This is a genomic window from Xanthomonas campestris pv. campestris str. ATCC 33913, assembly GCF_000007145.1.
GTDB lineage: Bacteria > Pseudomonadota > Gammaproteobacteria > Xanthomonadales > Xanthomonadaceae > Xanthomonas > Xanthomonas campestris.
This window is the reverse complement of record NC_003902.1, coordinates 4,969,097-4,991,883: the sequence shown is the minus strand read 5'-3', so window position 1 is coordinate 4,991,883 and position 22,787 is coordinate 4,969,097. Positions and strand designations below refer to the sequence as shown.

Annotated in this window: 20 protein-coding genes and 2 pseudogenes; 10 read left to right on the top strand and 12 right to left on the bottom strand. The window is 67.4% G+C overall.

The genetic code is table 11. From position 1 onward, the window contains the following. Nucleotides 1-21 precede the first annotated feature (21 nt). Together XCC_RS22855 and XCC_RS22850 are read left to right on the top strand one after the other, a co-directional pair. Nucleotides 22-219, top strand: a pseudogene (locus tag XCC_RS22855) (IS5/IS1182 family transposase); the annotation flags it as partial. A gap of 11 nt (nt 220-230) precedes the next feature. Continuing rightward, nucleotides 231-437: pseudogene (locus XCC_RS22850) on the top strand (IS5/IS1182 family transposase); the annotation flags it as partial. Nucleotides 438-570: 133 nt separating this feature from the next. Here the strand turns inward: XCC_RS22850 and XCC_RS21690 are convergent. Further along, complete coding sequence (locus XCC_RS21690) at nt 571-1,446, bottom strand: hypothetical protein (protein ID WP_011039247.1); 876 nt, start codon at nt 1,444-1,446, stop codon at nt 571-573. 112 nt (nt 1,447-1,558) lie between these two features. Beyond that, nucleotides 1,559-2,014 carry a hypothetical protein gene (locus tag XCC_RS21685; RefSeq protein ID WP_164923354.1) on the bottom strand — a complete coding sequence of 152 codons (456 nt, stop codon included), beginning with the start codon at nt 2,012-2,014 and terminating at the stop codon, nt 1,559-1,561. A 315-nt stretch (nt 2,015-2,329) separates the two neighbouring features. On the opposite strand from XCC_RS21685, the gene XCC_RS21680 reads away from it, so the two are divergent. Then, a complete protein-coding gene (locus XCC_RS21680; RefSeq protein WP_016945062.1) occupies nt 2,330-2,731 on the top strand; it encodes an antitoxin Xre/MbcA/ParS toxin-binding domain-containing protein in 402 nt (133 codons plus the stop codon). 565 nt (nt 2,732-3,296) lie between these two features. Here XCC_RS21680 and XCC_RS21675 read toward each other — a convergent pair. From XCC_RS21675 to XCC_RS21665, 3 genes are all read right to left on the bottom strand, one after another. Continuing rightward, entirely contained in the window at nt 3,297-4,916 is a 1,620-nt protein-coding gene (locus XCC_RS21675) for an alpha/beta hydrolase (RefSeq protein WP_019238144.1), read from the bottom strand. 628 nt (nt 4,917-5,544) lie between these two features. Then, nucleotides 5,545-6,660 carry a type II toxin-antitoxin system RelE/ParE family toxin gene (locus XCC_RS21670; RefSeq protein WP_012439694.1) on the bottom strand — a complete coding sequence of 372 codons (1,116 nt, stop codon included), beginning with the start codon at nt 6,658-6,660 and terminating at the stop codon, nt 5,545-5,547. Beyond that, on the bottom strand, nt 6,647-6,853 hold the full coding sequence (locus XCC_RS21665) for a hypothetical protein (RefSeq protein ID WP_014509615.1): 207 nt from the start codon (nt 6,851-6,853) through the stop codon (nt 6,647-6,649). The genes XCC_RS21670 and XCC_RS21665 overlap by 14 nt, the downstream gene beginning before the upstream one ends. 258 nt (nt 6,854-7,111) lie before the next feature. Between XCC_RS21665 and XCC_RS21660 the strand changes: the two genes are divergently transcribed. Continuing rightward, a complete protein-coding gene (locus tag XCC_RS21660; protein WP_011039241.1) occupies nt 7,112-7,627 on the top strand; it encodes a hypothetical protein in 516 nt (171 codons plus the stop codon). A 31-nt stretch (nt 7,628-7,658) separates the two neighbouring features. On the opposite strand, the gene XCC_RS21655 is transcribed toward XCC_RS21660, so the two are convergent. Both XCC_RS21655 and XCC_RS21650 read right to left on the bottom strand, forming a co-directional pair. Then, nucleotides 7,659-8,924 carry a phospholipase D-like domain-containing protein gene (locus XCC_RS21655; RefSeq protein WP_043877851.1) on the bottom strand — a complete coding sequence of 422 codons (1,266 nt, stop codon included), beginning with the start codon at nt 8,922-8,924 and terminating at the stop codon, nt 7,659-7,661. A gap of 143 nt (nt 8,925-9,067) precedes the next feature. Continuing rightward, on the bottom strand, nt 9,068-9,907 hold the full coding sequence (locus tag XCC_RS21650) for an SDR family oxidoreductase (protein ID WP_014509612.1): 840 nt from the start codon (nt 9,905-9,907) through the stop codon (nt 9,068-9,070). A 100-nt stretch (nt 9,908-10,007) separates the two neighbouring features. Between XCC_RS21650 and XCC_RS21645 the strand changes: the two genes are divergently transcribed. The 3 genes from XCC_RS21645 (at nt 10,008) to XCC_RS21635 (ending at nt 13,120) form a co-directional block, all read left to right on the top strand. After that, on the top strand, nt 10,008-10,910 hold the full coding sequence (locus XCC_RS21645) for a LysR family transcriptional regulator (RefSeq protein WP_019238146.1): 903 nt from the start codon (nt 10,008-10,010) through the stop codon (nt 10,908-10,910). A 110-nt stretch (nt 10,911-11,020) separates the two neighbouring features. Then, nucleotides 11,021-11,566, top strand: a complete 546-nt coding sequence (locus XCC_RS21640) for a YdeI/OmpD-associated family protein (RefSeq protein ID WP_011039237.1) — start codon at nt 11,021-11,023, stop codon at nt 11,564-11,566. 192 nt (nt 11,567-11,758) lie between these two features. Then, complete coding sequence (locus tag XCC_RS21635; protein WP_011039236.1) at nt 11,759-13,120, top strand: MFS transporter; 1,362 nt, start codon at nt 11,759-11,761, stop codon at nt 13,118-13,120. Between the two features lie 353 nt (nt 13,121-13,473). On the opposite strand, the gene XCC_RS21630 is transcribed toward XCC_RS21635, so the two are convergent. The 5 genes from XCC_RS21630 to XCC_RS21610 form a co-directional block, all read right to left on the bottom strand. Beyond that, nucleotides 13,474-15,774, bottom strand: coding sequence for an FUSC family protein (locus tag XCC_RS21630; RefSeq protein ID WP_011039235.1), 2,301 nt, complete (start codon nt 15,772-15,774; stop codon nt 13,474-13,476). After that, nucleotides 15,771-17,222: an efflux transporter outer membrane subunit gene (locus tag XCC_RS21625; protein ID WP_011039234.1), complete on the bottom strand. Its 1,452-nt coding sequence runs from the start codon at nt 17,220-17,222 to the stop codon at nt 15,771-15,773. The genes XCC_RS21630 and XCC_RS21625 overlap by 4 nt, the downstream gene beginning before the upstream one ends. Then, nucleotides 17,219-18,142: an efflux RND transporter periplasmic adaptor subunit gene (locus tag XCC_RS21620; protein ID WP_016945064.1), complete on the bottom strand. Its 924-nt coding sequence runs from the start codon at nt 18,140-18,142 to the stop codon at nt 17,219-17,221. Before XCC_RS21620 ends, XCC_RS21625 begins: the two co-directional genes overlap by 4 nt. Beyond that, nucleotides 18,139-18,357, bottom strand: coding sequence for a DUF1656 domain-containing protein (locus XCC_RS21615; RefSeq protein ID WP_011039232.1), 219 nt, complete (start codon nt 18,355-18,357; stop codon nt 18,139-18,141). The genes XCC_RS21620 and XCC_RS21615 overlap by 4 nt, the downstream gene beginning before the upstream one ends. Before the next feature lie 73 nt (nt 18,358-18,430). Next, nucleotides 18,431-18,874 carry a MarR family winged helix-turn-helix transcriptional regulator gene (locus tag XCC_RS21610; protein ID WP_011039231.1) on the bottom strand — a complete coding sequence of 148 codons (444 nt, stop codon included), beginning with the start codon at nt 18,872-18,874 and terminating at the stop codon, nt 18,431-18,433. Between the two features lie 133 nt (nt 18,875-19,007). Here XCC_RS21610 and folE point away from each other — a divergent pair, with 133 nt between their 5' ends. The 3 genes from folE to XCC_RS21595 are packed head-to-tail and all read left to right on the top strand — an operon-like array spanning nt 19,008 to nt 21,793. Further along, the gene (gene folE / locus XCC_RS21605; protein ID WP_016945065.1) at nt 19,008-19,610 is read left to right on the top strand and encodes a GTP cyclohydrolase I FolE; all 603 of its coding nucleotides are present in this window, start codon (nt 19,008-19,010) and stop codon (nt 19,608-19,610) included. A 19-nt stretch (nt 19,611-19,629) separates the two neighbouring features. Then, nucleotides 19,630-21,099: a DUF3375 domain-containing protein gene (locus XCC_RS21600; RefSeq protein ID WP_011039229.1), complete on the top strand. Its 1,470-nt coding sequence runs from the start codon at nt 19,630-19,632 to the stop codon at nt 21,097-21,099. Next, nucleotides 21,086-21,793, top strand: a complete 708-nt coding sequence (locus XCC_RS21595; RefSeq protein ID WP_011039228.1) for a DUF4194 domain-containing protein — start codon at nt 21,086-21,088, stop codon at nt 21,791-21,793. The genes XCC_RS21600 and XCC_RS21595 overlap by 14 nt, the downstream gene beginning before the upstream one ends. Nucleotides 21,794-22,787: the final 994 nt, after the last annotated feature.

The window sequence follows — 22,787 nt, the reverse complement described above, 5'->3', positions numbered from 1 at the left end:
CGAACCGAGCGGACGATTTCGATGCAGCTGACCTTCGGCGACGCGGAGTACAACGGCAAGCGCAAGCAGACGCGGCGCAAGGTGTTTCTGGCCGAGATGGATCAGGTGGTGCCGTGGAAGGACCTGCTGGCACTGATCGAACCGCAGTATCCCAAGTCGGGGCAGCCGGGGCGACAGCCGTATCGGCTGGAGACGATGCTGCGCATCCACTTTCTGCAAACGTCGCCGATATCGCGCAGACGCACAAGCTGCTGCATGGCAAGGAAGACACGCTCAGCGGAGATAGCCGTTACACGGGTCTGGAGAAGTGTGCGGAGATGGCGCGCAAGCGCAAGTTGCGCTACCTGATTGCAGAGAAGCCGTCCAAGCTCAAGCAGATCAAGAACGCGCGCCAGTTGCAGTGGACCAAGCGCTGGGAGCACACCAAGGGCAGCCTGCGGGCGAAGGTGGACCATCCATTTCGGGTGATCAAGCCTTGTGGGCGAGGTAGTTCCAATACAGCTCGCGATTCTCCTCCCGCGCATAGGCAGAAAGAATCCGAAGATCGTCTTGCGTCAGTTCTGGCATGCATCACCTCCTTGTCGCTGGCAAGCGCTCAGGTGCCGGTGGGCGCCGGCATGAAGTCTTCAATGCACTGCGCGCGCGGTCCTGGATCTTCTTCCAGTCCTTCAATGCAACGCGCACATAGTCGATCTCCACTGCGACCTTCATCTCCGGAATGACGAACACGTGCTCGCAGCTGGGAAGTTCCCGCTCTTTGCTGCGGACAAGCTTGCCCTCACGGAACTCCACGCCGGACGGTTCGACCGCGCGGGACGTGCACTTGATGATGGTGTCGATGTTCCCTTTTGCGTCGCGGCTGACATACCAGTCCTTGTAGTAGCTTGCCTCCATGATGGAATTGGACGGTTTCAGCCCTTGCGCCAGGTAGTGTTCGCGGTAGGCCGCGACATTGGCGTAGTAAGGCGTTAGTCCGTGAATTTCCTCCCCCTTTGTGCGCGTGTTGATATCCGCTTCTGGGGTGTCCTGCGTTGCGCCGTCCGGCGTGTACTGCCGCCGAAGAAATGCATCGGGGTCCACGCGGTCGAGGTAGCGATAGCCGATATTGACGGTGCGGGTGGCCACGTCCAGTTTCAGGTGGGCACGCTCGCCAGGAGCGAATGCGTTCAACTCCGGGTATTCCAGATACAGCCCGAAGCTGCCATCGAAATTCGGCCCCATCTGGTCGTCGAAATAGTTGGCAGGAATCTGCAACTTGTACGGACCCAGGCACGCCTCCATCACCGGCGGCGGGCTGGTGCCGGGGTCTTGCGGACCGCCACGTTGCCGGACGCATCCTTGTTCGTTGGTCATGGTGTTGGCGCCTGTTTGCGTTGCGCTGCAGCCCGGAACGGAGAAGCCCAGTACCATGCATGCAAGCCCGGCCAAGGCCAGTGGGTGTCTCATGCATCCTCCTGCGCAGCATGCTGGAGTTGAGTATAGGCAGAGCCCGGACTGCAAGCGACGCAACTACATTGCGTGCAGCCGGGCGAATCGGCACTGCTATCGCGCGTCAGCCTCAACGCATCTTGTACAACACCGCCGCACCCGGCCTGGGCTCGAACATCGGCACGGTCTGCTGCGTGAGCGCGGTGCCCTTGGCGTCCCACACCAGGGTCTCGACGGGGTAGTCCTCGCTGCGGGTCATTGTGCCGATCTGTTTGACGATCACCGTCTTGGCGGCGGGCACTTCCGGGTTCCAGGCGAACACGCCCAGGCGGCCATAGAACACCGCCGGCGCGGCGGCATCGAGGCGGCGGTCCGGGCACATCACCAGGCCGCGTTCGAGCATCACGCGCAGCGCGCCGACGGGCACGGCCTTGACGGCGGGCGAGGTGCGGTCGGTGCTGTGGCCGGGGCAGACATTGGCCGAGCGGGTGAGCATGTCTTCGACCACCTCGCGGTCGGGCTGGGCAAACGCCGGCAGGGCGGCGGCGGACAGGGCAAGTGCGGTGAGCGCGGGCTTCCAGGGCATCTGACAACTCCTCATGAGGTGACACTCCAATCCTGCAGCCCTGCAAGCGCGGGCTGCTGCCAGTAACGCGCCCGGATCCTAGCAATCCGTTCGTTAAGCACCGGGAACGCGCGGAGCCGCGCCAGCGATGCAGTGGCCGCCATGCAGCGCACGCCGCACCTGGGCAGCGCCGCCGCCGCGTGGCGCCCATGGCCGTGGCCGGCCGGCGCGAATGACAACGCAAGCTGACGCCTTCACCGGCTGTCGGGAGACTCCTGATTGAGCGGCGGCGGTGCGGCAGATAGCGTGCGCCCTATCACACTGGTGGACTGCCCCATGGAACGCGCCGACCTCATTGCAGCACTGCTCACCGGCATGCGGCGTGCCGAAGATTTTCGCGCGCAGGCGGCGGCGTACCGCACCGCGCACAGCGAGCAGATGGAGCACGACCACGGCAAGGCCGCCGATGCCGAGCTGGTGCTGTCGCTGTTCGCGTTCACGCCCGACCACCTCAAGCTGCTGGGCAGCGCCGGCATCGAGGCCCTGGGCGAGATCGTCTGCCACGCCTGGGCCTTGAACGGCGGCAACAACGAGGCGCTGATTCGCTGGTTCCGTGAGCCGATGAACGCACTGGATGGCCAGACACCCGCATCCATGGTGCGCGCCGGGCGTCTGCAGGTCTTGCTGCTGGTGCTACGGCAACAGGCGCAGTGGGAGTTGCCGAGGCGCTCGGCGTGAGTCGCTGAGGTGTAACAGCGCCGCTGCAGGGCCGGCGCCTGGATGGTGCGCGTCACGACGCGCTGCTGCGCGCGGCCGATGTCACTCGGTGCTGGGTTGATGCGTGTTGTGCGTTGTCACCCCTGCACGCGAGTGAGTGTTGGCTAACGAAGAACTGCGCTGGCACTGCTAATTGCTGCTGATGCTTCGCGGTACGCAGTGCAGCAAGCCGCAATGCCGCGTTCGTTGCGCGTGTGGCTGCGCAGCGTGCTGTTATTGCTGGGTTGATGCGTGTTGTGCGTTGTCACCCCTGCACGCGAGTGAGTGTTGGTTAACGAGGAACTGCGCTGCACCGTGAGTGGTGCTGATGCTTGGTGTTACGCAGCGCAGCGAGCTGCCACGACGCATCGCCCCGCGTGTGGCTGCGCTACGTGCTGCTATTCGCGATGCCAGTGCACGCAGCGATCGGGCGATCTGCTACTTGCGCTGCCACCGCGATCGCCATGCCCTACACGCCGGCCACACGTCGCACGTCGCACGCACGGCCGGCACACCCAACCGCTCAGGCATCCATGCAGCGGCACGCTCAGCGCTTCGGTCGCGCCACTGCGTACATCTCCCAGGCGATCTTCTTCATCAAGGCGTTGCTGTCCTCGCCCTCTTTGTACAGATCGAAGTGGGTGCGGCCTTCCAGATAGCGGAAGTCGCTCTTGGCGCCCAGGCCGTCCAGCACCGCCTGGAATTTACGCGCCGCGCCGTCCAGGTAGAACGTATCGGCGGTGCCCACGATCAGGTGAATCTTGCCGTCCAGGTCGGGCTTGAGCATGGGCCACTGCGCGGCCACGCGCGCGGAAATGTCGTAGTGGGTGCGCCAGTAGGCCACCACGGCCGGGTCGACTTTGCCGGTGTCGCGGTCGAACATCGGCACCGGGCGCCCGTCGGCGCCGCGCGGTGAAAACACCCACTCGAACGAGGTGAGCTGGCCGCCGTAGGGGCCGAGCACGCGTTCGAGCTTGGCGAAGGTTTCCAGGTCGGCCAGCACCTTGCCCTGGTCGCGCACCAGCGGGAACTGGCTCCCATCAGCGCGCCGGTAAACGTTGGCGTTGGGTGCGTACAGATCCGGGCCGGTGAAGTCGTGGAAGTCGCTGGAATCCGGTGAGGTGGACCAGGTGCCGCCAAATAGCTTGGGGTAGCGCGTCTGCAACCACAGCGTGGCCCAGCCGCCGGACGAATGCCCGTTCAAGAACCGGCCGCTGGCCTTGCCATCCATCTTGTACTGCTTTTCCAACGCCGGAATCAGCTCCTCGGTGAGCGCGGTGCCCCAGGGCCCGTTGTTGACCGAATCGGCGAACTCGTGGGTGCCGGTGGGCGTGGCCTGGTCCAGGAACACCCAGATCATCGGCGGCATCTGCTTGGCCGCCATCGCGCTCCAGGTGGAGGCGATGCTGCCGGCAAAGCTGTTATAGCCGCCGCCGAAGCCGTGGGTGACATACACCGTGGGATAGCGCGTGGCGGCCTTGGCGTCGTAGCCGGGCGGTGTCAGCACGCGCGCACGGATGGACGTGGGCCGGCCCCAGAACGCACTCAGGGCCGGGCTCACCATCGATGCATCGGCACTGTGCAACTTGGCCTCGGGCACGGCATCGCGCACTGCCTGCGGCGCCCGTGGCGATACCTGCCACGGGTCGTCGGAGACCGGCACCTGCGTGCTCAGGGTCAGCGTGGGCAGAGCGGCGTTCTTGCCCAGCGTGGCCTGCGTGACCGCGCTCAGCAGGTCACCGCCACTGCGGCCGCCGTAGCCGTAGTTGTGGTCCGCATCCAGCACCGCCTGCAGCAGGTACTCGCCAGCCGGCAGCGCGGAAAACGCGCTGGGGAAGGCGAGGTTATCCAGGTCGATCTGGACACTGCCGCCGGGCGCCAGGCCGGTGACTTCCTGCGCCGCCACTGCCACCGCGCTGGGGCGGAACGGGCTTGCGTCCACCTGTTCCACCTTGCCGTCCTTGTTGCGCTCCTTGGCCGCCGCCTGCGCGTCCTTGGCCAGGGTGGCGAACACCAGCAAGCGGCCAGACGCGGCCTGGTCGCTGGCGCCGCCCAGGGTGACGCGCAGCAAGCGATGGGCCGCCACCGGCGTGGCGGCGTGCGCGCAACAGGCACACAACAAGCCAATGGCCAGGCCCACACGCGGGGCAAGACGATGCAGGAGCATGGAGATCCTTTGGTAGCGGGTGGATGGCGTGGGCGACACCGCCCTGCGCAAGACTGTAGCCAGTTTCCTGCCGCTTACGTGCTCTCGGGGCGAGAGGACGTCGCTCGGGGCGACTTGCCGTTCGTGCGGACCTGCGCTGGCATGGCCTGCCTCCAGCGAGATGCCGTCGCGTGGGCGAACCCGGCACGCGGGCGGAACGCACCTGCGCAACGCTGCGCTGCTCGCGTGGTCTGCAATGGCGATCAACCCCAAGGGTTGATCACGTCCAATCCCATCGCTGCGAACGGCGCCGTGTCACGTGTTGCCACCGCCACGTCTTGCGAGGCTGCGGTTGCAGCGAAGTAAGCATCTGCGTAGCCGAGGGTCAGCGCGGTGTTTCGGGCGTTCGACGCAAGCGATGCAAATGCGTGCGAGGCGTGCAAATCGAACGACAGCAGGCGCCCCCTTGAACAAGGGCAACACCTCGCTTTCCAACCGCGAATGCAATGTGGACCGCTTGCGGCCCTCGGGCAGGTTGCTTGCACTTTAGAAAAGTGCAAGCACTAGGCAGCGTCAACCTGCCCGGTATCGATGCAGCCATTCCGGCACGTGCAGGTAAGGGGAATCCGGGCCCACCTAGTCCAACCGTTTACCGATACGGTCCAGGCCCGCGCCACACCGGTTCGCCCTGGCGGTAGACCTCCATCATGTTGATGACTTCGCGGGCGTCGCCAATGCTCTTGAGCTCGGGCGAATCCGGCGGCAGCAGGCGGCATTTGCTGGAGCCGCGTTTGAGCGCGACGTCCAGCGGGCAGACCATGCGTTGCTGGGTGCCGGGCAGGATGATGGCGATCTCCTGCATGCCTTGCTCCTTCCAGGCGCGCAGCTGGGTTTCGCTGCGCACTTCGTAATACACCTGGAAGCCGCCCACATCCATGCTGGGCTGGGCGTTGTTGCGGTCGTTGCGGCGGCCCTGGCTGATGGTGGAGGTGTTGGCGGTGCCGTCTTCGGCGCCGTCGGCCTCTTCTTCCAGCATGCCGGGCGGGCGGCCGGTCCAGGTTTCCGGGCGGCGCTGGGTGGAGGCGGCCGGCGGCGCCGGCGGTTGCGGCGGAGTGGGACGGGTCTGGCGCCGAGTTTGTCGGCGGCGTTCGGCCAGGCTGCCGGGCGCGGTGTCGCCCTGCGGCGGTACCGGGTTCTTGGCCTGCTGCACCAGCGTGGACTGCACCGGCGAGGCAGCCGGCGGCGGTTGCACGGGCGTGGGTGTGGGCGATGGCGGTACCGGGGTGGGCGAGGGCACCGGTTGATCGGGCTGGGAGGTGTCGCCGACGAAGTCCACCTTGGTGCGGCCACCGCTGGCCGAGCCCTGCGGCGGGGTCATGCTGGGCGTGGAGGCCGACAACAGGATCAGCAGCATCAGCACATGCAGCAGCGCGCTGATCAGCGCGGCAATCCACGGTTCGATGCGCTCGATCACCGGCTCGGTGCGCGGCAGCCAGTCCTGGGTCTCCAGGCGCACATGCAGCAGCTGCAGGGCGTCGTCGCGCACGCGGTACACCAGCACGTACGGGGTGTGCTTCACCGTCCATTCGCGGGTACCTGCAACCCGGCCGGCACGGCCACGGCCGGGTTGCTCGGCCAGGGTGCGGGTGGCTTCGCGCACCTGCCGGGCCATCGCCGCGGCCGCGGTGGGGTTGAGCGCGTGGTAGTGATCCTGGGCGTGGGCGAGCTGCGTGGCGGCCGGGACGGTCCAGTCACGCCGCAACATCAACACCCCATCTGGCGAACATCGCCGTCACCTGTGCCGGGCTGGCGATCTGGCCCTGGTCGGCAGCGGCCATGCCTGCATGCACCGCGGCCTCGAAGCGGGCGCCGTCCACCGCGCGCGCAAGGTCGTCCCACCCGGCGGCCTCGGGCAGCGCGTCGATCAGCTGGTGCGCGTGTTGCTTGATGGGGGACATGGCACTGCGGTGGGGGAACACTGGCGGCAAGTCTACCGCCGCCGCCTGGATCCGCGTGTGGCAACGGCTGCCGCAGGCGGGCGTTGCGTTCACCGGCCGGCCGCGGGGTGTGCGAAGTCGCCCCGCGCGTTGCCGGGTAGCTGGGGTACAGCGGCGCGGATGGCTGCAGAAAGTGACACTTGGCACCTTGTTCGTGCCCGGGCCGGGTTTCATCCTGCAGCTCTCGCTTCACCCACCTCACCCCGCAAAGGATGTTGCATGCCCGCCTACGCCATTGCCCCGCTGACGCCCTATCTGTCGATGGCTGCGGTTGCCTTCTTCTACTACCGCCGCATCCGCCGCAGCTTCGGGCGCCAACCCTGGAAGCCGGTGGCCGCGACCTTGCGCACCGCCCTGTTGCTGGTGGCCACCGCGGCGTTGGGCTACGCCGCCTACGGGTTGCCTGGGGTGGCGCCGGGTGTGGCGCTGGGCGCGGTGGTCGGCGCGGGGCTGGGTGTGGTGTCGTTGCGTTACACGCATGCCGAATGGGTGGACGGCCGCGGCTGGTACACGCCCAATCCGTGGATTGGCGGCGCGCTGATGCTGGTGTTGCTTGGCCGCCTGGCCTGGCGCTGGACCGATGGCGCCTTCAGCGGCGGCGCGGCGGTGGCCGGGTCACAGGCCAGCCCGCTCACGCTCGGCATCGCCGCGGCGCTGGTGCTGTACTCGCTGGTGCACGTGGGCGGGGTGTGGTGGCGCTTGCGTCAGCTGCGGCTGCAGGCCTCGGCGTACTGAGAAAGCCGGCGTTGGTTGGCGTGCTGCCAGCTCACACCTGCGAGCGGATCGGAATCACCAGCTTCTCGGCCAGCTTCTCGCGCAGCGGGCGCGCGCGCCAGCGTTCCAGGCTGTAGGCCTGCGCCTGCTGCAGATCGCGCTCGAACACCGTGGTCATGCGCGCGGCCAGCGTGCGGTCGTACACGTTGAGGCTGGCTTCGTCGTTGAGCCGGAACGAGCGGATGTCGAAGTTGGTCGAGCCCACCGACACCAGCAGCCCGTCCACGATCAGCAACTTGGTGTGCAGCATGGTGGTCTGGTACTCGTGGATCTCGATGCCGGCCTGCAGCAGCGGTTCCCAACTGGCCTTGGACGCCAGCCGCACCGAAATCGCATCGATGTGCGGGCCGGGCAGCAGCACGCGGATGCGCACCCCGCGCGTGCGCGCTTCCAGCAGCGCGCGGGTGATCAAGGCATCGGGCACGAAGTACGCCGCCGCCAGGTCGATGGAGGTGGACGCCGCGGCAATGGCCACCAGGTACATCAGGTGCATGCTCTCGCTGCCACCGGAGGGCGAGGCCACGAACAGCTGCGCGTCGCTGTCGCCGGCAGGTGTGAGCGCCGGGTAGTAGTCTGCGCCGTTGACCACGCGGCCGGTGCTCTTGATCCAGTTGTCGTTGAAGGCGGTCTGCACCTGCGCCACCACCGGCCCTTCGATGCGGTAATGCGTATCGCGCCAGTGCTCCGGGTCCTGCGCATCGCCCATCCACTGATCGGCCACGCCCACGCCGCCGGTGAAGCCGATGCGGCCGTCGATCACCAGCAACTTGCGATGGGTGCGGTTGTTGATGCGGTGCAGGTTGTACCAGGCCAGCGGGCGGTAGCGGTGCACTTCCACGCCGGCCTCGGTCATGGTGTCCACCAGCGCGTGATCCATCTTCAGGCTGCCGCCCCAGTCGATGGTGACGCGCACCTCCACCCCGGCACGCGCGCGCTCGGACAGCGCTTCGCTGAACTCGCGGCCGATCTCGCCCGACCAATAGATGTAGGTTTCAAAGGTGATGGTGCGCTTTGCTGCGCGAATGGCGGCCAGCATCGCCGGGAAAATCTCCTGGCCGTTCTGCAGCACATCGACCTTGTTGCCGGGCAGGATCGCCGGGCCCAGCAACACCGACATCTCGCGCTTGAACTGCGGGTCGGCCACGTCGTACAGATGCTTGGGAATGTGCTGGAGCTTCTTTTCCGGCGTGGCGAAGTTCAGCGCCAGCAACCCACCCACCAGCGTGGCAATGACCGAAGCCACGATGATCCATGTCATGCATCCACTCCCGTTTCCCGCGCCGTCGCGGCCTCAAGCGGCCGGCATTCTGGCAAGCCGGCGCGGTGGAGGTTGTGAAGGGGAGCGGCAACTGCGCGCTGGCGGAGAGATGCGAGCGGCCGTTATCAGCGCCGCGGCTTGCGCTAGTGCGCCGTCGCCGGTGCATCAGTGGAAAACGCGATCGCGCGTTGGGCTTCGAGCGCAGCCAGGCGCGTGCTGAGGGCGGCGTGGATGGCGTGATACGCCGCGGTGCCCATGACCAGGCGCAGCGGCGGTGGGGTCTGTTCGGTGCAGGCGATCATCGCGTCCACCATGCGCTGCGGGTCGCCGGTGATGACCCAGCTGCCGTCGTCCAGCGCGCGGAGCAGTGCGTCGACCGGGGTGTTGGCGTAGTCGGGCGGCAGTGCGGTGCGTTCCAGTGCGGCGCCGAAGTTGGTGCGCGCCGGGCCGGGTTCGGCCAGGGTGAACTGGATGCCGAAGCCGGCCACTTCCTGGCGCACCGCTTCGACATAGCCTTCGATCCCCCACTTGCTGGCGTGGTACAGGCTGAAGCCGGGGTAGGCGATCTGCCCGCCCTCGGAGGACACTTGCACCACGTGCCCGCCACCTTGCCGGCGCAGGTGCGGCAGCGCGGCCTGGATCACGCTGATGGAGCCGATGAGGTTGGTGTCGATCAGCGCGCGCACCTGCGCGTCGGTGGCGGCCTCGGCCGCGCCCAGCGTGCCGTAGCCGGCGTTGCTGATCACCACATCGATGCGGCCCAGCGCCGCGAATGCCTGTGCCACGACCGCCTGCACCGCGGCGGTGTCGCGCACGTCCAGCTGCAGTACGGTCAATGCGTTGCCGTGCGCTGCCTGCAGGTCGGCCAGGGCGTCCGCCCGCCGCACGGTGGCGGCGACGCGATCGCCGCGCGCCAGCAGGGTCTGGGTCAGGCCGCGGCCGAAGCCGGAAGAGGCGCCAGTGATGAGCCAGGTCGTGGACATGGGAGTGGCCTGTGGTTCGGAGAGGAGCCCCACTCTAGAAACCGCGGATTGCTGGGTCTATGGCATAGAGTTCGAATGAGTTGATGCGGTTTTGCCACCAATGCCCAAGCCCTCGTTCAACGACCTTGCCGCGTTCACTGCCGTGGCCACGCACCGCAGCTTCCGGCGTGCGGCCAGCGAGGTCGGGTTGGCACCGTCGTCGCTCAGCCATGTGATCAGCGCGCTGGAGCGCAACCTCGGCGTGCGCCTGCTGCACCGGACCACGCGCAGCGTGTCGCTCACCGAAGCCGGCGCGCGCCTGTACGCAAAGTTGGTCCCGGCGCTGCAGGACGTGGACCAGGCGTTGCTGGAGCTGGACGATTTCCGCGGCGGGCCCACCGGCACCGTGCGGATCAACGCGCCCGAAGTGGTGGTGCAGTTGCTGCTGCAGCAGGTGGTGCCGCACGTGCTGGCGCGCTACCCGGCGCTGTCGGTGGATCTGGTGAGCGAAGGCCGGCTGGTGGATATCGTGGCGGCCGGGTTCGATGCCGGCATCCGCTTCAGCGAGTCGGTGCCGCAGGACATGGTGGCGGTGCCGTTCGGTGGGCCGGCACGTTTCGTGGCGGTTGCCGCACCGGACTATCTCGCACGCGCCGGGACGCCCGACACGCCCGATGCCTTGCAGCGGCACGCCTGCATCCGCCACCGCATGCCCAGCGGCAAGCTGTATCGCTGGGAGTTCGAACGGCGGGGCGAGGACGTGGTGATCGATGTGCCCGGGCGGCTCACCCTGGACCAGATCCCGCTGATGTGCGAAGCCGCCGAAGGCGGGCTGGGCATTGCCTATGTGCCCGAATACGCGGTGCGCGCAGCACTGCAGCGCGGCACGCTGGTGCAGGTGTTGGAGGCGTGGTGCCCGGCGTTTCCGGGGCTGGTGCTGTATTACCCGGGGCGACGCCAGTTGCCGCCGGGCTTGCGCGCGTTGATCGATACGCTTAAGGAACTGCTGCCGCAGGAGGCGTGAGCGCGCGCATGCGGCCTCGAGCGTGTGGCGGTTTGCATGCCTGCGCACGCGCCAGCACCGCACCGCGCAGGCAGCAGATGCCAGCCATTTGCGGTGCTATCGTCCGCGCCATGGGCACCGCCGCCATCCGCTTCACCACCACCTTGCTGCAACCGGCAACGCCGGCCGATGCCACGTGGGTGTTTCTAGTGCTGCCTGCCAACGCAAGCGGCGCATTGCCGACGCGCAGCATGGTCAGCGTGCGCGGCAGCCTGGCCGGGCATCCATTGCAGGCCACGCTGCAACCGGACGGGCAGGGCGGGCATTGGCTGAAGCTGGACGCCGCGCTGCAGCGCGCCGCCGGGGTGGCCGCCGGCGACACGGTGACGCTGGAGATCGCACCGGTGGAAGTGGAGCCCGAGCCGGTGGTGCCCGACGATCTGCACGCCGCACTTGCCGCGCACCCCGCCGCGCAGGCGACCTGGAACGACATCACTGCGGTGGCGCGGCGCGACTGGATTTTCTGGGTCACCTCGGGGAAAAAGGCCGAGACGCGAAGCAAGCGCATTGCCACCGCCTGCGACATGCTGGGCTCCGGCAAGCGGCGCGCGTGTTGCTTCGATCGCTCGGGCATGTACAGCAAATCGCTGAGCGCGCCGACGCCGAAAGCGAGCTGAAGCGTCACGCCTTACGCAGCTGCATTTGGCGATGGAACACACGCAGCGCGCCTGCAACGTAGTGGTTTCCAGCCACAGACACCGGCGGACTAGCCGCTTGCGCGGCGCCTGCCTATGCGCCGAAATGCTTACATGCGTCACACAAGCGCGCACCTATACTCCGGGGCTGTCCCACCAAGAGGTTCTGACCGCATGAGCGCACCCCCATCGTCTCCGATTGCCGCCGGTTCTGGCGCAGCACCCGGCAGCCTTCGCCGCTCGGTGTCCAACACGCTCAAGGGATCGGCCGGCAATCTCGTCGAGTGGTATGACGTCTACGTCTACTCGGTGTTCGCGACCTATTTCGAATCGCAGTTCTTCTCCAAGGAAGACAAGAACGCCACCATGTTCGTGTGGGCGATCTTCGCGATGACCTTCCTGATGCGGCCGATCGGCGCGTGGTACTTCGGCCGCTTCGCCGACCGCTATGGCCGCCGGTTGGCGCTGACCATTTCGGTGTCGATGATGGCGCTGTGCTCGTTCGTCATCGCGATCACGCCGACGGTGTCCACCATTGGCATTGCCGCACCGATCATCCTGTTGCTGGCGCGCCTGTTGCAGGGCTTTGCGACCGGTGGCGAATACGGCACCAGCGCCACCTACATGTCCGAAGCGGCCATTCCCGGCCGACGCGGATTTTTGTCGTCGTTCCATTACGTCACCCTGGTGGGCGGCCACGTGCTGGCGCAGACCACGTTGCTGGTGATGCTGCATTTCTTCGATGCACCGCAGGTGTCGGAGTGGGGCTGGCGCGTGGCGTTCGGCCTGGGCGGTATCGGCGCGTTGGTGGTGTTCTGGCTGCGCCAGACCATGGACGAGTCGCTGAGCTCCGAATCGATTGCCGATTCGCGCACCGGCAAGGCCAAGGCCTCCGGTTCGATGCGTGAGTTGTTCGTCAACCAGTGGCGCCCGCTGCTGCTGTGCTTCTTGATCACCGCCGGCGGCACGATCGCGTTCTACACCTACTCGGTGACCGGCCCGAAGATGATCCAGACCGCGTTCGCCGGTGGCGACGTGATGGCCGGCACCATCATCAACCTGGTTGCGCTGACGGTGCTGATGCTGATGCAGCCGGTGGGTGGCTGGTTGTCGGACATCGTGGGCCGCAAGAGCCTGTTGGTGTTCTTCGGCATCGGCGGCGTGCTCTACACCTGGTTCCTGGTGATGGAACTGCCCAAGCAGACCGACTGGCTGACCGCGTTCGCGATCCTCACCGTGGGCTTTGTGATCCTGACCGGCTACACCTCGATCAACGCGGTGGTGAAGGCCGAGCTGTTCCCCACCCATGTGCGCGCGCTGGGCGTCGGCCTGGGCTATGCGCTGGCCAATTCCGCGTTTGGTGGCACCGCGCCGCTGCTGTACCAGGCCTCGTTGAAGACCGGCCACGTGAGCGAGTTCGTGATCTACGCCACGGCGGTGATCGCGGTGTCTTTGGTGGTCTACATCTTCTTCCTGACCAACAAGGGCAGCAATTGGCTGGACCACGAAGACGTGATGCATACGCGCAAGCGCTGAGGTGCGCTGGCGTGCTTTAGGGATCCTTCTCCCATCGGGAGAAGGTGCTCGAAGGGCGGATGAGGGTGCGGCTCAGCGCACTGCCAGGTGGCGGCGAGGACTCCCTTGCCGCCACACGTCTTTGAAGATGAGGCACCTGCTGCGTCAGATGGCGTCTTGAGATGGTGGTGAGCGCGCTGTCTCGGTCCACGAGCCGCGCGGTGGTTGATGACGATCTGCACCGCACGTGTCGGTGCTGTCTCTTGCGTACTCATGACTCGCCACACGCGGCTCCGTGTCGCAACACCGGCACACAAGGCAACGCGCGCCAGTGGCATGCAAACACTGCTTGATCGCTTTGAAAGAAGCGCGACTCACGCCAACTGCGGATGCCCTGTCGCGTTGTCCGGCACGGTTGCGTCAACGAACAGGCTGGAACGCAAGCCGATCAAGCCGAGCAGGGCTTCATCGCGGTGCGTGCCGGCCGGCACCTGGCCAACGCGCGCCAGCGAGGCGTCCAGGCGTGTGCGCAAGGTGTCGGGGCCGGGCAGCGGGCGCTTGTGCGCCACCTGCTGCCGGTAATGCGTGGCCACATCGGCAAGGATCGCGTCCACCGCGGCGATGCTCGCTGGCGGCAGGCCATGCCGGGCGCGGCGCAGCTGGAGGATGTTCAAGCCCACGCGGATTTCGGTGAGCATGTCCACCGACGCCAGGTCGCTACCGGGCGGTGCCACCGCCAGGCGTGGCGCGAGCAGGCCGAGCAAATCGAGCATGCGTGCGGCGAACTGGTGGCGGTCCTGCGCACCACGGCCATCGGCGGCAGCGGCCAGCGTGCGCCAGCCCTGCCGCACCAGCCGGCGTGCGCTCCATTCGGCACCCACCGAGCGGAACAGCCGCGTCAGCACCACGGCAAATCCAATGCCCAGCACCATCGCTACCGCAGCGTTGACGAAGCTCTGGATGTTGGCGTTGTAGGTGTTCTGCAGGCTCAGCAGCGCGGTGAGATTCACCACCAGCGGCAGCGCGATCAACATGGTCTTGGGCCGATGCAGCAACGCGCCCAGCGGCAAAAACACCGCGGCCAGTACCAGCACCAGCATCGGGAAATCATGGATGGCCGGGAAGATGCCGAACAGGTAGATGCCCGCCACCACGCTGGCGACCACCGCCCAGGTAAGGAAGGACACCATGCTGGGCGCGGGGTCGTCCTGCGCGGCAAAGAAGGCGGCCGTGACCGCCGCCATCATCGCGCCATTGCCGCCGCCTTCCCAGTCGATGCCGATCCACAGCACGCAGTACGCCATCAGCGCGAAGCCGGCGCTCAACGCAGAAAACGCCGCCATGCCGTAGTCGATATGCCGTGCGTCACCTGCCGTGGCCGGTGCATCGGTGGAAAGGCGGCTGGAAGAGCGGGTGAGGCGTTGTAGCAGCGATGCGGGCTGGCTGGACGCGGCGCTGGGCGCGGTGTCCGCGTGTGCGGGAGCACCGGGCGATGTCTCGCCGCCCGACTTGCCCACATGTTGCGGCACGGTCGATCGCAGGCGCACCTCGGCGCCGGCCCCGGCATCGGTTTCCGGTACAGCGCGATCACGTGCTGCAGCCGGCAACGCAGGTAACGCCGTGCCCTGCAGCAAGGCGGATTCCAGCGCGCGGCAGTCCTGCCACAGATCCAGCAGTTCCTCCAGGCGCAGCAGCAGGCTGGCCAGCAGCAGATGCTGCAGGTCGTCATCCACCGCCGGGCGCAGTGCAGCGATGCGGGCACGCAGGCTGGCCACCGCCGCGTCGGCATCGGCGTCGCCTGCAGAGATCATTTCGGGCTGCTCAGCCGCGGTCTGTGCGGCATCGGGCCCAGCGCGCTCCACCCAGGCGCCGATGTCCTCCAGCAGCGCGATCAGCTCGCCCGGCAGCGCGCGTGAGGCTGCGTGCAAGGCATCCAGCCGGTCGGCGATCGAGGACAGCACCGGCAGCAGCAGCAACATGCGCGCGCGCAAGTGTTCCAGCGCGGGGGCGGCCCCGGCGTGGCGCGGGTCGTCATGCCGCACGAAGGCGATCAAGGCCTCGAACTGCACCAGGTCGGCGGCCAGCCGGTTGCGCGGCGCCTGTGCCGGGCCGCGCTGCAGCACCTGCCGGCACCATTGCGCCGCGTCCTGCATCCAGTTGCCGATGCGTGCGGTGAGCATCGGCCGCACCGAGGCCGGGAACACCAGCGCGGCGAACAGCACCGCCATCACCGTGCCCAGAATGATCTCTTCGCTGCGCGCCACCACGGTATCGAAAATGCCTTCCGGCGCGGTCACCGCCGGAAAGCCGATAAAGGCGGTGGTGTAGCCGGCCAGCAGGAAGGCATACCCGCGCGGGCCACGATTGAGCAGCGCCAGGAACAGGCAGGCCGACAACCACAGCGCCATCGCCGCGCTGAGCAGCAGCGGCGTTTCCACCAGGTTGGGCAGCATGACCAGCGTGGCCGCGCCGGCCAGCAGGGTACCTAGCACGCGGTATACGCCCTTGGCGCGGGTGGGGCCGAGCAGGGGCTGGGAGACGATGTACACCGTGGCCATCGCCCAGTACGGGCGCGACAGATTGCCGGCCAGGCCCACGTACAACGCCGCGATCGCCGCGGCGAAGGTCTTGGCCGAAAACAGCCACGCCTGGCGGTCGCGCAGCAAGGCGTTCATCGCGCAGCGGTCGCGTCGGTGGCCGGTTCCCAGCCACCGCCCAGGGCCAGGAACAACTGGATCTGGTCCTTGGACACCTGCGCCTGCGCATCGGCCAGGGTCATGTCGGCGGTGGCCAGGGTGCGCTCGGCATCCAGGCTGGATAGGTAGGGCGTGCGCCCGCCCTGGTACAGCCGGCGGTTCTGCGATGAGGCCAGTTCGGCCTGCTGCTGCGCCTGTTCGAGCAGGCGCAGGCGGTCCAGGTCCTGCGCATAGCGCGAGAGCGTGGTCTGCACTTCGCGCAGTGCCTGCAGCACGGTGTGGTCGAACTGCGCCACCGCCGCGTCGGCACCCGCCTCGGTGGCACGCACGCGGGCATGCGCGCCGCTGGACGGCAGCGTCCAGGAAATCAGCGGGCCGATCGACCAGGCGTGGGTCGCCGGCTCGCCGATATCGGCCAGCAGGCCGGTGGCGCCGATCGAGCCGCCCAAGCGGATGTCCGGATACAGCTCGGCGGTGGCCACGCCGATGCGCGCGGTGGCCGCGGCCAGCCGGCGTTCGGCCTGGCGGACGTCCGGGCGGCGCGCAAGCAGGGTGCGGCCGTCGCCGATCGGGATCGGCTGTTGCAGCGCCGGTGCGTGCGCGCAGCTGTCCACCCCGGCCGGCAGTTCGCCGGGGGTCTTGCCCAGCAGCGCGGCCAGCGCGTAGCCGGCGGCCTGGCGGCGTGCACGCAGCGGCGGCAACGCGGCTTCCAGCATCGCCACCTGCGCGGTGGCGCGGGCCAGATCCGGCGGGGTGCCGCGGCCGGCGCTGATCAGGCGCTGGGTCACCGTGCGGCTGCGTTGTTGCAGCTGCAGCGAGTGCTCGGCCACATGCAGCTCGTGGTTGGCGTTGCAGATCTCCACATAGCTGCCGGCCACCTGTGCGGCCACGCTGACGCGGGCCAGGTCGATCGCCGCCTGCGCGGCCTGGGTGTCGGCGTGCGCGGCTTCGGCACCGTGTTGCAGCTTGCCGAACAGATCGAACTGGTAGGACACGCCGAACTTGCCGTCGGCCAGGTTGAACACGGGCAGTTTTTCTTCCTGCAGGAAGGCTTCGGCCGAGATCTGCGCGCGGCTGACGCCGGCTTCCACTTCATAGTCGAACCCGCCTGCGTCCAGCGCCTGCTCGTACACGGCCGCGGCGCGGCGCAGGTTGGCGCTGGCCACCTTGAGCTCGACGTTGTCGCGCAGGGCCTGTTCGACCAGGCCATCGAGCATCGGGTCCTGATACAGCGCCCACCAGCGTGCCGGGAGTGGCGCGCCCGGTTGCACCTGCGCGTTGCCGGTGTCCAGGAACGGCGCGTTGGCGGCCGGCCGGTTGTAGACCGCCTCGCGCGGCAGCGCGTAGTCGGGGCCGACGGTGCTGCAGGCACTCAGTGCGGTCAACGCCGCCGCCAGACCCAGGTGACGCAACGCGGCGCGGCTCATGGCGCGGCCTTCGCCTGCACGCGGGCAGGCGCAGTGGCCGCTGCGGGGCGCGCGGCATCCGGCAGGATGGTGACGGTGGCGGTGCGCCCGGCGATCAACTGCACCTGCGCCGGTACCGCATCCAGCGCAATGCGCACCGGGATGCGCTGCGCCAGCCGCACCCAGTCGAAGGCGGGAGTGACGTTGGGCAGGGCGCCGGCGCTGCCGGTGCGGTAGCGGTCTTCGATGCCGGCGGCGATGCTCTGCACGTGGCCGTGCAGCGTCACCGGCTCGCCCATCAGGTGCACGTCCACGCGCTGGCCCGGGTGCACGCCCTGCAGGCGGGTTTCCTCGAAATAGCCATCGACGCGGAACGAGCCGGTGTCCAGCACTGCCACCACCGGGCGCCCTGCGCTGACATAGTCGCCCACGCGCACGGTGCGGTCGCTGATATGGCCATCGGCCGGGCTGCGCACTTCGGTACGGTCCAGGTTGAGCTGGGCCAGGTCCACTGCCGATTGCGCGGTGGCCACAGCGGCCTGCGCCTTCTGCACGTTGGAGCGGCGCACTTCGGCATCTTCGGCGGCCACCAGGTCCTGCAGGCTGCGGTCGCGTGCGATCTCGCGGCGCAGCTGGGTCAGGGTGGCCTGGCGTTCGGCCAGTGCGGCGCGGGCCTGTTCCAGCGCAATCGCATAACGCGCGCGGTCCACCACGAACAGCAGCTGCCCGCGCGTGACCGCCTGGTTGTCGGCCACCGCCACCTGCTCCACCAGCCCGGACACATCCGGCGCCACCTGAACCACATCGGCGCCCACGTGCGCATCGCGCGTCCACGGTGCATCCATGTAGTACCGCCACAGGTGCTGCAGCACCACTGCGGCCACCACCACCATTGCCAAGGTCAGCAGCGCCGGCCCGGCCGTCTTGATCAGCTTCTTCACGATTGCATCCAACGCATGAGGGAAAACAGGCCGCCCAGCAGGGCGATGTACAGCGCCAGGTTGAACAGGGCCGGGTGCCAGATGTGGCGATACGCCCCGGCCCGCGTCAGCAGCGCGCCAACCGCGCTGTTGAGCAGGTAGGCCAGCGTCATCAACGCCAGCAGGGTGGGTACGAACACACCGTAGAGACTGAATTCTCCGTACATCGGCCACATATCCTGGGGAAGGGAAACAACGACGCCCGGCGCGGCCAGGCCACGCGGCAACCACGGCGGGTCGTCGGCACAACTAGGGCAGGCGCGCGTTCGCCTCGGCGATCAGGCCCCACAGCTTCAACACCACCTCCACCTCGGCATCGCTGAGCGCGCCGAACACCTCGGCCCGCAGCGCCACCAGGCGCGCCTCGATCTGCCCGACCAACGCCTGGCCGGCCTCGGTCAGCCACAACTGGTTGGCACGGCGGTCGCTGCTGTCGGCTTCGCGGCGCACCAGCGCCTGCGCGCACAGCTTGTCCAGCAGCCGTACCAGCGAAGGGCCTTCCATGCCCAGCTGCTGGGCCAGGGCCACCTGGCGGATGCCGCCGCCGGAGCGGCCAATCATCAGCAACGGCCCGGTGCAGGCGCTGGACAGGCCGAACTCGCCAAATGCCTGGTCGGCCAGGCGCTGCCATTGGCGGCTGGCAACCAGCAGGCCGGCACTGAGCTGGGCGCGGGGAGGAAGATAGGTAGTCATCACAATAGATAGGATGCTATCAATTCAACAATGAATCAACTGTCAACTAAACCCCCGGCAGGCAGCGCGGGCCACTGCTGGGGCCGCCGCCCCGTCCTCGGGTACCATGCACGCCCCCTTTGGGTGCATGCGCATGAGCCAGTCCGACCAGCCCGATTCATCCGTTACCCAGGCCCAGGCCGAAGAGGCCGTGCGCACCCTGCTGCGCTGGGCCGGTGAGGATCCTGCCCGCGAAGGCCTGCTGGACACCCCGCGCCGGGTGGCCGAAGCCTATGGCGACTGGTTCAGCGGCTACCGCGAAGAACCGCGCGCCTACCTGGAGCGCACCTTCGAAGAAGTGGCCGGCTACGACGAATTGATCGTGCTGCGCGACATCTCCTATGAAAGCCATTGCGAGCACCACATGGCGCCGATCATCGGCAAGGTGCACGTGGGCTACCTGCCGCGCGGCAAGGTGGTGGGCATCAGCAAGCTGGCCCGCGTGGTGGAAAGCTACGCGCGCCGCTTCCAGGTGCAGGAAAAGATGACCGCACAGATCGCCCAGTGCATCCAGGACGTGCTGCAACCGCGCGGCGTGGGCGTGGTGGTGGAAGGCGCGCACGAATGCATGACCACCCGCGGCATCCACAAGCGCGGCGTCAGCATGGTGACCTCCAAGATGCTCGGCAGCTTCCGCGAGGACGCGCGCACCCGCGCCGAATTCCTGCAGTTCATCGAAGTGGGCGGCAAGCGTTGAGGCAGCTCCGGCAGGCGTCATGAAGCATCAGGCACGGATTGCCGGCTACCGCCACTTGCGCGACCAGCCGGCGTGGAAATTGCTCGCCGCCGATCACGCACCGGAGCTGATCGGCCTGCTGCAGACCCTGTTGATGGACGGCGAACGCCGGCTGCCATCGGCGGTGCTGCATGCGCGCCTGCAGCGCCAGCTGGATGCCTTGCGCGGCGACGAACTTTCCCGCGAGCTGCCGCGCACCGCGCAGGCCTACCTGGCGCACTGGCTGGCGCAGGGCTGGCTGGAACGCCGGCTGCCCGAAGGCGCAGCCGAAGAAGAATACGAACTCTCGCGTGCCGCCACCCAGGCCATCCGTTTCATCGCCGGCCTGCGCGAGAGCGGCAGCAGCGCCACCGAAAGCCGGCTGTCGCTGGTGATCCAGCAGCTGGTGCAACTGGCCGGCCAGACCGAAGCCGACCCTGACGCGCGCCTGGCAGCACTACGCGCAGAGCGCGAGCGCATCGATGCCGAGATCGAGCGGGTGGCCGCCGGCCGCGTCGGTGCGCTGGACGGCAAGCGCGCGCTGGAACGCACCCGCGACCTGATCCATCTCTCCGATGAACTGGCCGAAGATTTCCATCGCGTGCGCGATGACTTCGAACAACTCAACCGGCAATTTCGCGAACGCATCATCGACGACGAAGGCGCGCGCGGCGATGTGCTGGAGCAGTTGTTCAACGGCGTGGACGTGATTGCCGACAGCGAGGCCGGACGCACCTTCGAGGCGTTCTGGAGCCTGCTCAACGACACCCAGCAGAGCAGCCAGCTCGATCAGGCACTGGATGCGCTGCTGGCACGCGGTTTCGCCCGCAAGCTCGACCGCCGCGAACGCGCCTTCCTGCGCGGGTTGACCGGCACGCTGCTGGAGCGCGGCGGCGAAGTGCACACGGTGATGCAGCACTTCGCACGTAGCCTGCGCGGGTTCGTGCAGAGCCGCGGGTATCTGGAACAGCGCCGGCTCAACCAATTGCTCAAGCAGGCACAGGGCGAAGCCTTGCACCTGCGCGAGAGCCTGCACGCCACCACCGCCACCGGCTACACGCAGGCATTGAGCGGCAGCCGCCTGCGCTCGTTGTCGCAGTGGCGCCTGCACGACCCGCGCCTCACCCAGGTCGATGGCCGCGTGTACGCGGCCGACGCGGCAGAGATCTCGCTGGACAGCGTGGGCGATTTGGTCGCGCAATCGGAGATCGACGTGCGCAGCCTGCGCCGCGATCTGCACGCGCTGCTCGGCGAGCGCCCGCGGCTCACCATCGGCGATGCGTTGCAGCAGCGGCCGGCGGTGCAGGGGCTGGGCAGTGTGATCGGCTATCTGTCGCTGGGCACGCGCCACGGCCTGGTGATCGATGGCCACATGGAAACGGTGCAATGGGAAGGCGGCGACGGCACGTTGCGGCGCGCACGCATTCCTTTGGTGTGGTTTACCCGGGAGAAACGCAATGAACTGGTCTGAGCAGGCAGCGCTGGATGCGCACGACGACGATGACGCCGACGCACACGCCAGCGCGCTGAGGCTGCCGGCCAGCGATGCCGCCAGCGCCGCGCAGGGCGGCGCGTTGTTCCTCGGCGACACCGGTACGCTGCCATTCGATGCGCGCCGCGCGCTGTGCCAGCTGTTGGCCGGCCCCAGCATCGACGCGCAGCGGCACGGCGGTTTGTGGCCTGCGCTGCTACGCAACGAGGTGGCAGTACGCCAGGTGCTGTGCGAACTGTTCCTGGAGCTGGTACTGGACCGCGAAGGCGGAGTGGCGTTCACCCGCCAGGCCGACACCGCCGAGCTGGAATCGCCCACCTTGCTGCGCAGCGCGCCGCTGACCTTCATCGAGTCGGTGCTGCTGCTGTTCCTGCGTCAGCAACTGGCCGAAGCCGATACGCGCGGCGAGCGCGCGGTGGTGGACGAGGCGCAGTTGGTGGAGGCGTTGTCGGTGTACGAAAAGAACGTGTCCACCGACAGGGCCGGGTTTACGCGGCGGGTGATGACGGCCATCGGCAAGATGCGCGAGAACCAGTTGCTGTCGCGGTTGCGCGGCAGCGAGGAGCGTTACGAGGTGTCGCCGGTGTTGAAGTTGTTGTTCTCGGCCGAGGATGTGCAGGCGTTGGTGGTGGCGTATCGGGAGTTGCGCGAGGGGGAGGTTGCTGCGGATTGATGTCGTCTGCGCCTGGGACGGCATCTCCCTTCTCCCATCGGGAGAAGGTGCCCGGAGGGCGGATGAGGGTACGGTGTCAGGGAGTGCCGTGCTGTGCGGATTTGTTCTGCGCCTGGGCCTGCATCTTCCCTCTCCCTCCGGGAGAAGGTGCCCGAAGGGCGGATGAGGGTGCGGTATCAGGGGGGGGGGCCGTGCTGTGCGGATTTGTTCTGCGCATGGGCCTGCATCTTCCTTCTCCCTCCGGGAGAAGGTGCCCGTAGGGCGGATGAGGGTACGGCGTTGGGCGATGGTTGGTTTGTTGTGGGTTGTGGGTTTGCTTGAGGTTGGGTGGAGTGTTGAGCAGAGCTTTCACGCCCTACGGGCGCGAGTCACTTTTCTTTGCTTGTGCAAAGAAAAGTAACCAAAAGAAAGCACACCCCGTCCTCGCGCCTTCCGCGCTGCGCGCTCCAGGTGCGCAAGGCCGGCAGAAATTTTTGTAAGGGACATCCGTGTCCCTTACAAAAACGTCGCGCATCCCTGCGCGCCGCCCTGCGGGTTGTATCTGCCGGCCTTGCCGCTGCTGTATGGGGGCCCGGAAAGCAAACTGCGTAAGCAACGGCAACGGCAACGGCAACGGCAACGGCAATGGCAAGAACAGCAGCAACGGCAGCAGTAGCAGTAGCGGCAACAACGCCAACAACAGCAACAGCGGCGAGAAGAAGAACACGTGAGGTTTTGTAAGAAACGCAGTGGCGTTCGCAGCAAGACGTCGATGCAGTCGCAAAGAGCGATGTAGTAACGAAAAATAGCGATGTAGTAACGAAAGACGGTGCAGTGGGCGAGAAGGAGCAGTGGTGGTCGGTTCATGCCAAGCGTGTTGATGGTGCAGGCATTCGAAGAAAAACCTGCTGCCGCGCGTCTTCTTACCGTCGCCTGAAAGACTAGGGCACCCGCTCTTGTAGGAGCGACCTTGGTCGCGAAGCCGTCCACGCACCCCATCCGTCGTTCTGCCACG

What these genes read in the sequence shown, in the direction of transcription:
- XCC_RS21650 (WP_014509612.1), bottom strand. Translation starts at nt 9,907, where the DNA reads ATGTCCACGACCTGGCTCATCACTGGCGCCTCTTCCGGCTTCGGCCGC.
- XCC_RS21615 (WP_011039232.1), bottom strand. Translation starts at nt 18,357, where the DNA reads ATGTGGCCGATGTACGGAGAATTCAGTCTCTACGGTGTGTTCGTACCC.
- XCC_RS21640 (WP_011039237.1), top strand. Translation starts at nt 11,021, where the DNA reads ATGGGCACCGCCGCCATCCGCTTCACCACCACCTTGCTGCAACCGGCA.
- XCC_RS21600 (WP_011039229.1), top strand. Translation starts at nt 19,630, where the DNA reads ATGAAGCATCAGGCACGGATTGCCGGCTACCGCCACTTGCGCGACCAG.
- XCC_RS21610 (WP_011039231.1), bottom strand. Translation starts at nt 18,874, where the DNA reads ATGACTACCTATCTTCCTCCCCGCGCCCAGCTCAGTGCCGGCCTGCTG.
- XCC_RS21595 (WP_011039228.1), top strand. Translation starts at nt 21,086, where the DNA reads ATGAACTGGTCTGAGCAGGCAGCGCTGGATGCGCACGACGACGATGAC.
- XCC_RS21680 (WP_016945062.1), top strand. Translation starts at nt 2,330, where the DNA reads ATGGAACGCGCCGACCTCATTGCAGCACTGCTCACCGGCATGCGGCGT.
- XCC_RS21670 (WP_012439694.1), bottom strand. Translation starts at nt 6,660, where the DNA reads ATGTTGCGGCGTGACTGGACCGTCCCGGCCGCCACGCAGCTCGCCCAC.
- XCC_RS21630 (WP_011039235.1), bottom strand. Translation starts at nt 15,774, where the DNA reads ATGAACGCCTTGCTGCGCGACCGCCAGGCGTGGCTGTTTTCGGCCAAG.
- XCC_RS21675 (WP_019238144.1), bottom strand. Translation starts at nt 4,916, where the DNA reads ATGCTCCTGCATCGTCTTGCCCCGCGTGTGGGCCTGGCCATTGGCTTG.
- folE (WP_016945065.1), top strand. Translation starts at nt 19,008, where the DNA reads ATGAGCCAGTCCGACCAGCCCGATTCATCCGTTACCCAGGCCCAGGCC.
- XCC_RS21645 (WP_019238146.1), top strand. Translation starts at nt 10,008, where the DNA reads ATGCCCAAGCCCTCGTTCAACGACCTTGCCGCGTTCACTGCCGTGGCC.
- XCC_RS21635 (WP_011039236.1), top strand. Translation starts at nt 11,759, where the DNA reads ATGAGCGCACCCCCATCGTCTCCGATTGCCGCCGGTTCTGGCGCAGCA.
- XCC_RS21660 (WP_011039241.1), top strand. Translation starts at nt 7,112, where the DNA reads ATGCCCGCCTACGCCATTGCCCCGCTGACGCCCTATCTGTCGATGGCT.
- XCC_RS21655 (WP_043877851.1), bottom strand. Translation starts at nt 8,924, where the DNA reads ATGACATGGATCATCGTGGCTTCGGTCATTGCCACGCTGGTGGGTGGG.
- XCC_RS21690 (WP_011039247.1), bottom strand. Translation starts at nt 1,446, where the DNA reads ATGAGACACCCACTGGCCTTGGCCGGGCTTGCATGCATGGTACTGGGC.
- XCC_RS21625 (WP_011039234.1), bottom strand. Translation starts at nt 17,222, where the DNA reads ATGAGCCGCGCCGCGTTGCGTCACCTGGGTCTGGCGGCGGCGTTGACC.
- XCC_RS21685 (WP_164923354.1), bottom strand. Translation starts at nt 2,014, where the DNA reads ATGCCCTGGAAGCCCGCGCTCACCGCACTTGCCCTGTCCGCCGCCGCC.
- XCC_RS21665 (WP_014509615.1), bottom strand. Translation starts at nt 6,853, where the DNA reads ATGTCCCCCATCAAGCAACACGCGCACCAGCTGATCGACGCGCTGCCC.